This is a genomic window from Nocardia fodinahabitans (genome assembly GCF_052983615.1).
On record NZ_JBRJJC010000001.1, the window covers coordinates 615,964 to 629,843 of the forward strand.

Genomic DNA, 13,880 nt, shown 5'->3' on the forward strand with positions numbered 1-13,880 from the left:
GGGACGTGTGGTCACAACACCCTCCTCGCCCGCGCGTCGCCCGGCACCGCCACCTCGGTGACGCCACCGCCGCCACCGCTGCTCGACGGCGGGACCGCCTGGATCACCTGGCCGTCGCCCGCGTAGATGCCCACCTTCGACGGGCCCTTCGGCCCGAATCCACTGAACACCAGGTCACCGGCGGCCATCTTCGAGATCGGCACCTCACGACCGGATTCCCACTGCTGTTCGGCGGTGCGCGGCAAGATGACCGCACCCGAAGATGCCGCGAACACCGCGGCGGCGGTCAGGCCCGGCGCGTCGAAACCGCCGCTGCTCGGGCCCTGGACGCCGCCGCCACCCCACACATACGGCGTACCGAGCCAGTCGTGGGCGGCCTCGACGATCTGCGCGCCGCCACCGCCCTGTTCGGGCGTGAACCGGCCCTGCGCGCCGGGAGCGCGGTACTGCGGCTCCATCGACAGGATGTTGGTGACATACGGATGGGTCTCGGAGTAGTGCGCCGCAACCTGATTGGGCATCCCGCCCGAGGCCAGTACCGCACCCTCACCGGCGTTGTATCCGGCCAGGGTGAGCGCGGGCAGGTCACCGGAGACCTTGCCGGCGGCCATCCAGCCCGCGATCTTGTGCGCGATCGCGCACATGTAGCGGGCCTGGCCGATGATCGCGTCACCGTCGTCCCAGACGCTGGCCGTGCCGTTGCCGTCGGCGTCGATGACGTACGGTTTGCCGTCGTCGGGATTGATGCTCACCGCCGTGCCGGGCAGGAACTGGGCCAGGCCCTGCGCACCTGCGGGCGAGGTGAGTCCGCGCCGGAAACCCGACTCCTGCTTGGCCTGCGCGGCCAGCAGCGAGGACGAGATCTCCGGGCACACCGTGCCCGCCCTGCGATACCAGATCTCCAGCTCCGCGGGCACCTTCCCGTCGGCGAGCGCGCCACCGGCGCTGCCGAAGCCGCGCACACAGTTGGCGTCGGTCGAGAAGGCCCGCGCGCCACCGACATCCGGGGTCGGCGCGCCGTCGAGCCACGGCATCGGGTCGATCTGGCGGCCACCGGTGAAGCGGCCACCGGGCACGATCTCGAAATGCAGGTGCGGGCCGCTGGATTCGCCCGCCGAACCGACCATCCCGATCGGCTGTCCGGCGGTCACGGTCTCGCCGGTGCGCACCTTCACGCCGCCATCCCACATGTGACCGTAGACGGCGGAGAAGGCCCGGCCGTTGGTGTCGACGGAATCGACGACGATCCAGTTGCCGAAACCCGAGGCGGGACCGGCGGCCACGACCCGGCCGTCGGACACCGAATAGATCGTGGTCCCGTCGGCGGCGGCCAGGTCGATGCCCTTGTGACCACCGCTGCGCGAACCGAACACGTCGGAGACGGTGAAGGTGCCGGTCTCGAGCGGCAGCGTGCGGCGCAGCGGACCGACGCCCGCGGCCAGCGACGGCGTACCGGTGACGGCCGGATTCGACGTCGCGGTCGGCGTGACGGACGCGGCGGCCCGCGAATCGCCGGTCGACTCGCCACCCAGCGGCGGCAGTGTCGGGGCCGCCGAACCGCTCAGCACATCGGTGGTCTCACAGGTCTCGTCCGAGGAGGGCAGCACGATGACCAGCACGAGCGCGATCAGCCCGATGACCGAGCCCAGCGCCGACATCAGCATCGTGCGGGCGTTCACCGGCCGCCTCCTGGCGTTCCGCGCCGGGCGCCGGGATCCGGGTCCGCCGCGGCGGTGATCACGTGCGGCGCCGGGTTTCGTTGAGCGTGTCGGCGAGCGTGCGGTTCATCTCGGCCGCGGCGGCGAGCTGCTGCTGCAGCAGCGCCACCTTGCGGCGCAGCGCGGTCGCGTCCATCCGCTCCAGGCTCGGGCCTTCGGCCGCGCGCACCCAGTTGCGCACCGAATTGGCGTGCACGCCGATCTGTTCGGCGACCACCCGGCACGCCTCGGACTCGCTGCGCAGCTTGTCGGTCAGCGCGACGACCTGCGCGACCGCGGCGTCACGCACCTCGGGCGAGACCCGGCGGTAGGACCGGTGCGGCATCATTGCGCGCCCCCGTCCACCGACGGGTCGGGTGCTCCGCGTGGATTGTCGCCGAACTCGCTGAACCGCTGGTTCGTGTCGTGGATTCCGCTTTCCTTCTCCGACACCGTGAACTCCATGTGGAAGGGGATACCGGGACGGCGATCCTCACCGATCTTGAGCAGGAACTTGCCGGTACCGGGCGGCGACGGCCGCTGCTGGCCGGGCTTGAGGGCCTCACCGGTGAGCGCCTGCGGCGCCGACCAACCGGTGACCATCTCCTGCTCGGCGGCGGTGAACGGCACCGTCGAGTCGAGCCTGCTGATCTCCTCGGCGGGCAGGGCTCCGAAGATCTTGGCGCGGGCGCGTTCCAGGAAGCCGATCGCCTTGGCGATGGCGGCGTCGGAACCGAGCGCCTGCAGGTCCTTGATGGTGTGGCTGATCATGATCAGCGCGGTGGCCAGACCACGCTGCAGGCGGGTCAGTTCGTCGACGCGGTCGACCATGAAGTCACCGAGGCCGAGGACCTGCCACAGCTCGTCCATCACCACCTGGAAGTAGCGCTGCGGACCGAGTTTCGCGTCGGCCAGCACGTGCGCGGCCTCGACCGAGGCGAACCCGTCGGCCCAGCAGGCCAGCATCACCGCGGCCTTGAGCTTCTTGTCGCCGGTGGGGATGTGCGAGACGTCGATACACACCGCGACGGCGCCGGTGTCGATCGGCACGGTGGTCTGGCCGTTGAAGATCGCGCCGAACGGGCCCTGGGTGAGCGCGCGCAGCGATCGCCGCAGGTTCTTGATCGCGTTCTGGTACTCGTCGTCGTTGTCGGCGCCCGCGTCGAGCATGAGTTCCGCGCCGCCGCCGACGATCACCTCGAGCAGGTTCTCCATGATCGGCGGCTTGTCGGGGGCGTAGCCGCTGCCCGGCTGGTAGAGGATGCGCAGCGCGGTCGCGATCAGCGTCTCCTCGAAGTCGGCCACCCTGGCGCCGCGGACCAGCTCCACCAGGCCGGCGATGAGCGTCACCTGGCGGGCCCGCAGGTCCTGCAGCACCTGGCGTTGCAGCGCGGGGAACTCCTCGAGACGGGGCACCACCGAGCCGAGTACGCCCGCCGCCAGCGGGTTCAGCTTGCCGTGACCGTAGCCGAGGTCGATCACCTGGCCGCCGACGAGTTCGACCATCTTGCGGTAGTCGGGCTTCACATCGGCCAGGATCAGCGGGGTGATGCCCTGGGCGATGCCGCCGAGCACGATCCGGCGCACCAGCGAGGACTTGCCGAAACCGTTGAGGCCGAGCACGAACAGGCTCGGCGCGGTGATGAAGCTGCCTCGCATGAACCAGTTCATCGGGTCGAAGCAGACCGGGGCGCCGGTGTGCAGGTGCGAGCCGAGCGGGGTACCGATCAGCGGCGCGCCCGCGCCCACCGACCACGGCCACAGACCCGCGACCTGGGCGGTGGTGGCCCGGTACTCGACCGGGCGGCCGACGACGTTCATCTTGCCGCCGCCGGGACCGGAGTAGCCGCGATCGGTCAATTCCGCGGTGGTGCGGTCGAATCCGTCGTTGACGACGGCCTCGCTGCGCGCCTGCGCGTTGTTGCGGCGCAGGTCGTCGGTGTGGATGCGGAAGGTCGCCCAGGCCGCGCGCAGTCCCGACTGCTCGCGGGCGATCATCTCGTAGCGGGCGCGGGTGGCGTCGTCGAGCAGCGAGGGGCCGGACTGGCCGCGCCGGTCGGCCCGATTGCGCGACTTGGCCGAGCGGCCCGCGCCCATCGCCCGGTCGGCGGCGTCGTCGGGCCGGTCGGCCCGCGGCGGACGCGGTGCCTTGGCGAAGGGGCCAGGCTCGGCCGGGCGTGGCTTGCGGCGCGGATCCATCGCGCGTTCGTGGTTCAGCCGTGGTCCGTGGTCCTCGGCGCGCAGGCCGCGGTCGATCCGGGCCTTGGCGGCGCGATCGATATCGGGGCGCGGACCTCGTGGGCGGCGCTCCCCCGACGCGGGCCGCTCGCCACGGCCCGCGCGCGGTTCCTCGCGCCTGCCGCGCGGGTCTTCCTCACGCGGCCTGCGGTTCTCACCGGTGCGCGGCCTGCGGTGGTCCTCGTCCGCGCGTGGCCTGCGGTGGTCCTCGTCGCGTGGCGCGCGCTCGGCGGCCGGACGACGTGGCTCGTCCGCGCGGGACCGGCCGCCAGCTTCCCCGGTGCGCGGCCTGCCCTCGCGCGGACGGCGCTCGCGCTCGGTGTGCTCGTCGGCCACGGAACTACCGCGCGCCGACTCACGTTCGGCGCGTTCGGTGCGCTCCTCCAGGCCGAGCACGTCGTCGCTCACGCGCGACGCGCTCCCGGCCGGTCGTGGTTCGCGTTCCCCGCGGATTCGGGGCGGCCGGTGCACGGGCCGTAGCGCGATGTCGTCGAAGTCGCGTCCCATGATCGCCTCACCCCGCCAATGCCTTCGGAATGGTCGCGTGCTCGGGCAGGATGACGCCACAACCGAGGGAGGCCGCGAACGCCGCGGCCTGGTAGCGGTAGCAACGCCGGATCTTGAGCCGGGCCTGCGTCGAGAGGTCGCGGGTGATGGCCTCGATGCGCGGCAGGTCACCGCGCAGCGGCTCGGTGATCGTCACCAGCGCGCCGAAGCGGGTCACACCGTGCCCGCGGGCCTGTTCCTCGCGAGCCTGCTGGGTCGCGCCGACCCGCAGTGTCGCGGCGGCCGAGACGACACCGCGTTCGCTCTGCTGCGCCACGAGCGCGTTCTTGAAGTCGTCGTCGACGATCTCGGCGGCGTCGGCGGCCGAGTGCGGCCGGTAGACGATCGCGATGCGCTTGCGCGGCACTTCGGGATTCGGCGCGAGCAGCCGCTGCAGCACCCGCTCGTCGACCGCGCCCTCCGGCGCCGCGTCCATCTCCCAGGTGACCGAGCGGCCACCGTCGTGGATCAGGTGATCCCACTTCTCGTCGTGCGAGACCGGACCCGCGTCGTCCCAGCCGAGGCCGTGCCCGCCGGGATCGGCGGCGGCGACCTCGAGATCGGCCTGGGCGGCCGGGTCGTAGCTGCGGCGGATGAAGGAGATGACCTCCTCGGCCGACATCGGCTGCGCCCGCACGCCCGCCTCCGCCAGCGCCGCGCAGATACCGGGCAGCCTGCGCCCGATCTCCACCGCTTCCTCGGCCGGGTTCTTGCGCCGCTCGGCGGTGGTGGCCTTGAAGGTGATCGCCACGCGCGGCAGCAATTGCACGCGCTCCTGCGGCAATTCGGTGGCCAGCTCGTACATCACCTGCTGGGCCAGATCCGGTGCCTCCGGGCGGGTGATCGTGGAGACCTCGTTGAGCAGCCGATTACCCGTCTCGGGCACGGTGTCGATCACCGGCACCACCGCGACGATGTCGCTGGTCTGGCCGACCGAGGCGAGGAAGGTGCCCCACGCGGCGACCCAGCGATCGATCACCGGCTGGTCGACCGCCTCGTGGCCCTGCGGCCAGGCCCGCAGCACCACGGTGTACTGCGCGAACGCGGGCAGGTGGATCATCCCGAAGTGGTAGCCGCCCGCGTCGATGCCCTCGTAGAGCTTCGACGGAGCGAGCAGCCCCGGCAGCTTGGTGACGCCGCCGGGGATCCGGGAGAACCGGCCGCCGCGATACACGTGCTCGCCGTTCTTGCGCGAGCGCATCCAGTTGAACATCATCAATCCCGTCTCGTAGCCCGAACGGCCCCCCGTCCGCCACACCAGGGGCACCATCACCAGCGCGCCGAGGCCGCCGACGACGAAACCCCATTTGAACCCACCGACCATGGCGCTGATCAGGGCGGTGATCACCACGACGAAACCGATCACGGTCTCTTCCCAGCGCAGGCCGAAAAGGCCCGCGCTGCGCGGCTTCTGCCACAGCCCGTACGAGCGCCGCTCGTAGGTGTCGGTCGAGATGGTGCTCATCGCGGAATCGTGCTCCTGCCGAGGTCGGGTGAACGATTCGCCCAGCGGTCACCGGCGAGATCGCCTGCCGCCTGGTCGGCCCGCGCCGCGCTGCCCGCCGCGGCGCGCGCGGCCACGACATTGCGGGCCGCGCCCGAGGGTACCGAGCCCGAACTCGGTGCCGCCGCGGCCGCACCACCCCCGCCACCGCGTGGTGGCGGTGTCGGCGCCGGGCCGCGCGGGGCACCGCCGCCGGGGCCCGCGCCGCCGGGCCGCGGACCCGAGCCCGCGCTGCCGAAGTAGCCTGCCGAGCCGGGCGCCGCGGCGGGCCGCGTGGCGACCGCCTTGGTGCCGATCGCGCCGAGCGCCATCGCGCCGACCGCGGTACCACCGGCCACCATCAGACCGGAACCACCGGTGCCGACCGTGGCGACAGCGGGCGCCACCAGACGCATCAGCGCGGGCAGCACGAACGCGACGCTGCACAGCAGCACCAGCGCGACCAGCATCCGCTGTGCCTGTTCGCCTTCCGGCAGCCCGCCCGAGGTGGTGGTCTCGTCGACGTGTCCGGCGGTGGTGAACGCGATCATGTACACGATCGCCGCCACCGGCTTGAACAGCATGAACGCGATGATCCAGCCGACCAGCTTCTGATACGACTGCTTGCCGGTCCCGGTCGCCGACGCGGCCGCGGCCAGTGGCAGCACGCCCGCGGCGACCACCAGCAGACCCTGCCGCACGATGGCCAGCACGATCTGGGCGAGCGCGCCGAGCAGGCCGACGATCGCGATGATCAGTACCAGGCCGGGCGAGAACGCCTGCAACTTGGATGTTTTCACCATCAGCTCGGCCATGTTCTTGGCATTGCCGCCGGTGGCGTCCTCGATGATCCACTCCGAGAACTTGTCCGAGGCCCGCGTGCCCGCGACGATCACCGCGCCGAGCATCCACGAGCTGAACACGACCCGGGCGAACAACCGGAACGATTCGGCGGCCTCGCTCACGGCCGCCCCGCGTCTGGCCTCGGCCAATCGGCCGCCGGTGATGATCACCGAGGCGATCAGCAACAGCATCTGGATCTGATAGGTGTAGTCGTTGATCTTGGTGAACAGGGCGCCGGAGTCGCTCACCGCCTCGTTGGGCACCTTCATCCAGAAGGTCAGCGCCAGGATCAGGGCCTCACCGAGACCCTTCATCAGGGAGTCGACCACCTTGCCGAAGGTGGAGTCCCAGGCCTTGTCCTTGACCGCGGTGGCCGCGTCGCCCGGATGCGAGGCGGCGTTGCCCGCCTTGCACACCGCCGAGGCCGCGTCGCCCAGGGAGATACCGGGGATGGCGACACCGTCGAGCGTGTCGTGCAGTTCGTTGCATGCCTGGTCGAAGCCGTAGGTCTGGCCGTAGGCCACGGTCGGCGTCGCGATCATCACGGTGAAGATCACCGCGAAGATTGTGAGTATTCGCCTCAGCATTGTTGGCACCCCTCGATGGTCCGCAGGGAATCGATCCGGGCTGTGCTGTACACCGATGCTCACCATTTCGTCCACCCCGCCAGCGATTCCACGTACTCCGTCTGGGTGTTGGTCGTCGACGACGGCTTGAGCCGCCAGTCGCCCTCGTCCCACACCACGATCATCCGCATGGCGGCATACAACTGCTTTCCGTCGATCACCGGCCCGCGCGAGGCGAGCCGCACGATCGCCATGTCGTCGGCGTAGTCATCGATCTTGAACGCGTCCGACGCCACGAAATAGCGGGTCACCTTCTCCGGCTGCTGTTTCGGCAGCCGGTCGCTCGACAGCGCCGAGTCGTAGGCGGCCAGCTGCGCGGTGCTGACCCGCACCTGTGTCACGTACAGCGAACGGTCGGCCGGCCTGGCGTTGAGCCGGTAGGTGATCTGCGCGGCGGCCAGCGCGGCGCCCTGCGGGGTGCGCGCGTAGCCGACGGCCAGACCGTCCTCGATCCGGGCCGGGCCGTCGGAGGTGGAGAACGGCACCGACGCGCCGTAGACCCGTTGCCAGCCGTGCGGTTTCGTCGTGCCCTCCGGCGCCCCGGTCAGCCAGTCCGAATCCACCGGCGACCGTTGCGTCGACGGGTCCTGCGCGAGCGGCTGGCCCGCCGGATTGTTCGGCACGTCGACGCGCCTGCCGAACAGATCGACCTCGGGATCGGCGAAACCCGTTCCGCCCGCGGCCTGCGCGGGCGGCGGGGCGACGTCCTCCTCGGCGCCACCACTGCTGGTGAAGTACACGACCGCGCCGACGACCAGGATCAGGGCGAGCAGCGCACCCGAGGCGATCATGCCGAAAGAAGCGCGGTCGCGCGCGCCCGGCTCCTTCACGCTCACTTCGGTGCCTCCAATGTCACGATGTCGGTGGGTAGTTCGTCGATCGCGTCGACGGGTCGGTCGGTGGACTGCGGATCGGGTAATTGCAGCCGCCAGTCGCCGCCGTACCAGCCGACCGTGGTGTGGTTCACGGCGCGTGAGCTGTCCGAATATTCGGTGTACACATCGACTCGGGACTGTTCGTCACGGTATTCGGTAATTTTGTAGCCCAACAATCTCGGCGCGTACTCCGGCGCGGCGGGCCCGGTGATCGACAACTGCACCCGGTTGATCGCCCACTCGTCGCGGGCCGGACCCGGCACCAGTTCCTGATTCACCACGGTGGCCCACTGGTTGTCGGGCGCCACCGACAACCGGATGGTGTGCGTCAGCGCCGCCAGCCCGGCGCCGCGCGGGGAATGCTCGAAACCCGTCGCGGCGCCCTGGGTCACCGAGGTCGGCCCCTGGTCGGACTGGGGCAGGGCGATGCCCTGGTAGTCCTGCCAGCGCACCCCGGTCGGGGCGGCGGACAGATCGGGGCCGGTATCACCACCGCGGCCGCAGCCCACCGCCGCGGCCAGCAACGCGATACCGACCGCGACCGGCCGTGTCATGGTGCTCCCCCTCACGCCGGCAGGAACGCCAGCGCGATCGCGGAGGCGGTACTGGCGACCGCGGCACCGAGCAGGCTCATCAGGACACCGTGCGAGGCGTCGTTGACGGCCAGGTCGGAGCGGAACGCGATCCACAGCCGACCTGCCGACAGGATCATCCAGGCCAGGCACGACAGCAGGACGAACCAGAGCAGCCAGTTGAGCAGCTGCATCATCGGCGCCAGCACGTCGGCCGGGATCTGCTTGTAGGCGAACACGGTGATCACGTACCGATGACCGCGTTCATGATGGTGCCCGCGCTGGTCGCGACGACGCCGCCGATCATGGCGCCCGCCACCATCTTCGGCGACTCGAGGCCGCCACCGGTCCAGCGCTCCCAGGCGAACTTGCCGCCGGCGTAGGTGATACCGCAGATGCCCGACAGCAGCACGAACCAGGTGAGATACCGCACCAGCTGCAGGATCTTCTCCGAGCCGGGAGGAGCTTCCGGTGTCGGATTACCCACCTGGGCCAGGACGGTGCCGTACGTGTCCTGCACGGCGAGGAGGATCATGCTCATCGGGTGCCTTTCTCCCACTGTAAAGGTGTTGTGCCACAAACACTTCGACGCCGACACACGTTTGTACACCACCGGCGGCCGGCTCGCCCGGCGATCATGATCGACCCTCCCGCGGTGCGGGATCGTCGATGCTCGCGCGGATCGCGGCGATCAGATCGGTACCGAGCTCACCGATCTCTGCCGGTACCTCGTCGAGCGGATCGGCCCGCCGTTTCCTGGGCACGATCTCGTCCCCGGGCGACCACACCGGAAGCGCCTCGGACTCGACGAGCGTCCATTCCTCGATCCACGGCACCTGCCAGACGTGCCCGGCCAAGGAGCCGACCACGTCCCGGTAGCGCCGGATCTCCGGCGGTACCCGGCCGGGGCGGGCCGCGACCGTGATCAGGCCGAGCACCAGCGCCGGACCGGCCAGCAACGCGTGATGCTGGCGCAGCAGGTCGTGCGCGCGGGTGAGACCGGAGATGGTCTCGCGCGCGACGAGGACGACGTAGGGGGATTCGCGCTCGAACACACCGGGCCACTTGCCGCGGGCATCGGCGGCGGGCGCGAGCACGTGCGCGAGGGTGGTGGCACCGGAGCCACCGTGGACGCCGAGCAGCCACACCAGGGGCGCGCGGCCGACTCCGGGCACCGGACGCTCCCAGATCGGCGCGCGCAGCGTCTCGGGCGGCGCGACGACACCGACGCCGGTGGGCGTCGGTTCACGACGACGACGAAGATTCATAGCGGCCGTCATGATGCCACCCCGGCGAGCAACCGCCCATATGCCGCACGCGTCGGTTCGGCCAGCTCACTGTGCCGAACCAGCTCACCGCGGGCCAGATGCGGGTCGTACGGGATCTCGACGACCTCGCGCACCCAGCCCGACAGATGCTCACGCAAATGCTCGGCTACGCGCGAGTCGTCGTGCGAATACTGGTGGGAGACAACGATGGTCGTGTCGGCCACGACACCGGCACCGTCGTCGCCGTAGTGGTCGTCGAGCCATTCCAGCGTCACCCGCAGGCGGTTGGCCGCGTCGACGCGGGCCGGAATGGTCAGGACCAGTGCGATATCGGCGTCGTCGAGCAGCGGGCGCAGTTGCCGACCGGCAATCGGGCTGCCGCCGTCGTAGACCGCGGTGTACCCGCCGGTGCCCAAAGCCCTGGCGACAGTGAGATATGTCGCGCGGCGGCGCAGCGGCGTCGCGTCGCGCCAGAGCAGCCCGAACCCGGAGGTGGAGCGGGACAGGCAGTCCTCGATCGGCGCCGGTTCGTCGTCACCGCGGCCGTACACCCACGACTGCAGGTTCACCGGGTGCAGGTGCTTGTCGGCACCGCGCAGGGCGAGATCGCTGCCCGCGGCGGTCGCGTCGACCGCCACCGCGGCCGCGGCCTCGGTGGCCAGCTCCGCGGCCAGGCCCAGCGTGGTCGTGGTGGTGCCCGCACCGCCGCAGCCGCCGACGACGAGGATCGGTCTGCGCGCGCCCTCGGCACGTTCGCCGGTCTTGCGCCGCAACCGCACCACCGGAGCCGGGTCACGCGCCGCGTCACCCGACGGCTCCCCCTCGGGGGCGTCGTCGAGCCATCGGCTCCAGTCGTCTGTCATCGCCTCTGCTCCTTACCCTGCCGCGATGCCCGTGATGAGCGTGCGATCGCCGACCAGCGCTGTGCGCACCGACTGCTTGGTGTAGGTGGCCGGTGCGCCCGCGGGCCGGAACTCGGTGACCTCCACCGTGTACCGGTCGGCGGCGACGGTGGTGATCCGCACGCAGTGGGTGGTCCCCACCGGGATGGAATCGATACCGCGCTGGATCACGGCGGCCGGCGAGACATCGGCGTCGGGGGTCACGACCGATCGGGCCTGCTCCCCCGATCGGTTCACGTAGTAGGCGTATTGGAAGGCGAGCACGGCGTCCGGGCCGGAGTCGGTGCCCCCGGCCTCGGCACTGCGGACGACGGCACCGGTGCGTTCGGTCGGGCACGAGCCCGCCGCGTCGGCGGTCAGGTTGCCCGCCGTGAAGTGCAGCGGCGGCGCGGCGTGCTTGGCGGTGTCGCCGTCACGGCCGAACAGCAGGAAGAACACGCCGGTGGCGGCGAGGACGAGCACCAGGACCGACACGGCGAGCACGATCCAGGTCCGGTCGCGGTTGCGGCCGCGCAGCGCGCCGGAGGGCTCCAGTACCCGAGCCTCGTCGTACTCGTCGTCGGCGGCGTCCGTCCAGGGGAACTGGACCAGTTCGGCGTCGTATTCGTCGTCGGGGCCCGGTGCGGGCTCGGCGACCCAGTCCGACCACCCGCCGGTGAATTCGCTGCGCCGCGCGGCCAGTTCGGCGGGTGGCGCGGGCGCGGGCTCCGGTTCGACATCGATCGGGTAGGGCTGCGCCGCGGCGGCCGAGCGGTCGTAGTCGGCGGCGACACCGTAGTAGTCGTCGCGGTCGACGTCACCGGGTGCCCGGCTCGGCTCGTCCGCCGCCGTGGTAGCCGGCGCGGGCCCGGCGGGCTCGACTGCCGGAACGGCGGACGGGGCGCGCTCGGGGCGCTGCGAATATCGGGCGGGACCGTCGTCCTCGCCCGCCGCCGGGTCGGCGGTGTCCTGGCGCGCGGGGTCGACTGCCTCGGTCTCCGGTTCGAGCGCCGAGTACCAGCGCGACAGTTCGTTGTACGACTTCAACATTCCCCCCTTTCCGCGGCGCCGGGCACAAGGATTCGCATTGCAGACCTCTCGGTGATCAGTTCACAGAGAACGGACGGGTGGTGGGAGCGGTGGTTCCGGGTAACGCGGCAGGCGGAGTCGTCGCGCCGCCGGATGAGGCGCCATCGGCTCCTGTCCCGAACGGAAATTGTCCCCCACCGGAAGGTTTGGGTGTCGTAGACGCGCCGGTCGGGCTGGTGAAGATTCCGGCACTGCGTTTGTCCGATCCGCCGACCGGCACCGCGCCCCGGCCCGAGGCGCCCGCCGCGTCCCGCGCGACCGCGGCGAACCAGTCCGCGACGTACTGAGTGGGGGTCGCGCCCTGTGCGCCGACGCCCATCCGCGAGTACGCGTCATGGCGCTGCGTGGTGTCCCAGTAGCGCACCCAGGTGGTCACGTCGAGCAGCTCGGAGTTGTCGGTGATGTTCTGCTGGACGGCCGCGTACGCCTCGTTGACCAGCCGGACCCCGGTGGTCGGCGGCACGAGCTGCGGCACGGCGCCGACGAGCTTGGTGCCGAGCAGGGTCAGCCCGACCAGTGGATTGGACAGTGTCGCGGTGGCCAATTCGGCGATGCTCGCCGGATTGAGCACGGCCTTCACCACGGTGGCGACGGCGTTGAGCCCGATCATCCCGACCTTCAGCAGCGCCTGGTAGGCGGCGTTCACATCGAGCTGACCGCGCGGGTCGGAGGCGTCGGCGATGCGCTGGGAGATCGACTTCTTCGGCGAGAGCGAGACATCCGCCAGCGTGCTGCCGGAGATGTCCTCGTTGACCACGGTCGAGGCCGTCTTGATGGAGGTGAAGGCCAGCGCCTGCGCGATCGAGACCAGCGAGCCGATCGGGTCCCCACCCGAGAGCTTCACCTGGCTGACGAGATTGGTCACCGCCCGCAGCAGCGGTGCGCCCTGCGGCGCGTCACAGGCGAGATCACCTGTCGCGCAGAAGCTCGCGACCCGGCCGGTGAGCTTGCCGAAATCGGCGGGCTGAGCACCGCTCGAGCCGAGCCCGCCGCCGGGCGCGGGAGCCTGGCGTACCGCGGCAACCGCGTCGAGCGCGTCACCCGAGGTGCCGGGGGCCGCGGTCGGCGTCGTCCGGTCGGGCGCGCCGGGGAACACCGGGGCGTTCGCGCCGCGGGTCGGGTCGGCGAACAGCGCGACCGCGGCGACCTTGTCGGCGGGTACCGTGCCGGTGCCCGCGCCCACTTCCTGGGCGAACAGCGAGGCCACGTGGGCGCCTTGCGAATACCCGACCACCGCGATCCGCGAGTCCGGGCAGCGCTGCACGACCTGGGCGGCCATCGACCGCAGCCGCTCCAGTCCGCCGTCGACCGATTGGGTGTAGGGCACCGCCCCACCCGGTACCGCGCCGCCGAATCCGGCCTCGTACGGGACGTACGCGCGATCGACCAGCCCCGGCTCAGCGGCCTTGGCGAACATCGGCCGGAAGACCGTCGACAGCATGCCGGTGTCGGTACTCGGCGCGGCGTCCGGCGACGATTCTCCTGTGCCCTGAATCCCCAAGGCGTACAGTGCCGGACACGCCGAGATCGATACCTGAGTGGACGGAGCGCCGGGCGCGCCCTCGTCCGCCGTGGCCACGCCTGCCGATACCGTCACCGAAGCGACGGTGAACGCGATGATCGTCCCCGTGAGTCGTGTCGTGCACCGAGCCATATCGATCCGCATCACAGTCCGTTTCGGCTGACCAGTGGAGCGTTGAAACGCAGTAAACCGTAACAGATTCCGGGACCCCGAACCCCTGCCCAAAATGGCCCTTTCACT

At 71.0% G+C, this 13,880-nt stretch carries 13 protein-coding genes; all 13 read right to left on the reverse strand.

The features are described from left to right. Positions 1-11: 11 nt before the first annotated feature. On the reverse strand, positions 12-1,679 hold the full coding sequence (locus NV348_RS02885) for a peptidoglycan DD-metalloendopeptidase family protein (RefSeq protein WP_447145563.1): 1,668 nt from the start codon (positions 1,677-1,679) through the stop codon (positions 12-14). Positions 1,680-1,737: 58 nt separating this feature from the next. Further along, entirely contained in the window at positions 1,738-2,046 is a 309-nt protein-coding gene (locus tag NV348_RS02890) for a transposase (protein WP_218717193.1), read from the reverse strand. Next, entirely contained in the window at positions 2,043-4,442 is a 2,400-nt protein-coding gene (locus NV348_RS02895) for a hypothetical protein (protein ID WP_447145564.1), read from the reverse strand. The genes NV348_RS02890 and NV348_RS02895 overlap by 4 nt, the downstream gene beginning before the upstream one ends. A gap of 7 nt (positions 4,443-4,449) precedes the next feature. Beyond that, positions 4,450-5,946, reverse strand: coding sequence for an SCO6880 family protein (locus NV348_RS02900; RefSeq protein WP_447145565.1), 1,497 nt, complete (start codon positions 5,944-5,946; stop codon positions 4,450-4,452). Beyond that, a complete protein-coding gene (locus tag NV348_RS02905; RefSeq protein WP_447145566.1) occupies positions 5,943-7,364 on the reverse strand; it encodes a hypothetical protein in 1,422 nt (473 codons plus the stop codon). Before NV348_RS02905 ends, NV348_RS02900 begins: the two co-directional genes overlap by 4 nt. Before the next feature lie 89 nt (positions 7,365-7,453). Continuing rightward, positions 7,454-8,269, reverse strand: a complete 816-nt coding sequence (locus NV348_RS02910) for a DUF8175 domain-containg protein (RefSeq protein WP_447145567.1) — start codon at positions 8,267-8,269, stop codon at positions 7,454-7,456. Further along, on the reverse strand, positions 8,266-8,862 hold the full coding sequence (locus NV348_RS02915) for a DUF8175 domain-containg protein (RefSeq protein WP_447145568.1): 597 nt from the start codon (positions 8,860-8,862) through the stop codon (positions 8,266-8,268). Before NV348_RS02915 ends, NV348_RS02910 begins: the two co-directional genes overlap by 4 nt. An 11-nt stretch (positions 8,863-8,873) precedes the next feature. After that, positions 8,874-9,128 (reverse strand): hypothetical protein, encoded by a 255-nt coding sequence (locus NV348_RS02920; protein ID WP_218716423.1) that lies wholly within the window; start codon positions 9,126-9,128, stop codon positions 8,874-8,876. Continuing rightward, positions 9,125-9,421, reverse strand: coding sequence for a hypothetical protein (locus tag NV348_RS02925; protein ID WP_022566424.1), 297 nt, complete (start codon positions 9,419-9,421; stop codon positions 9,125-9,127). The genes NV348_RS02920 and NV348_RS02925 overlap by 4 nt, the downstream gene beginning before the upstream one ends. A gap of 94 nt (positions 9,422-9,515) precedes the next feature. Beyond that, a complete protein-coding gene (locus NV348_RS02930) occupies positions 9,516-10,160 on the reverse strand; it encodes a hypothetical protein (RefSeq protein WP_447145569.1) in 645 nt (214 codons plus the stop codon). Next, positions 10,157-11,011 (reverse strand): MinD/ParA family ATP-binding protein, encoded by an 855-nt coding sequence (locus NV348_RS02935; RefSeq protein WP_447145570.1) that lies wholly within the window; start codon positions 11,009-11,011, stop codon positions 10,157-10,159. Before NV348_RS02935 ends, NV348_RS02930 begins: the two co-directional genes overlap by 4 nt. Before the next feature lie 12 nt (positions 11,012-11,023). Next, positions 11,024-12,079 carry a DUF8176 domain-containing protein gene (locus NV348_RS02940; protein ID WP_447145571.1) on the reverse strand — a complete coding sequence of 352 codons (1,056 nt, stop codon included), beginning with the start codon at positions 12,077-12,079 and terminating at the stop codon, positions 11,024-11,026. Between the two features lie 55 nt (positions 12,080-12,134). Beyond that, the gene (locus NV348_RS02945; protein ID WP_447145572.1) at positions 12,135-13,715 is read right to left on the reverse strand and encodes a cutinase family protein; all 1,581 of its coding nucleotides are present in this window, start codon (positions 13,713-13,715) and stop codon (positions 12,135-12,137) included. Positions 13,716-13,880: the final 165 nt, after the last annotated feature.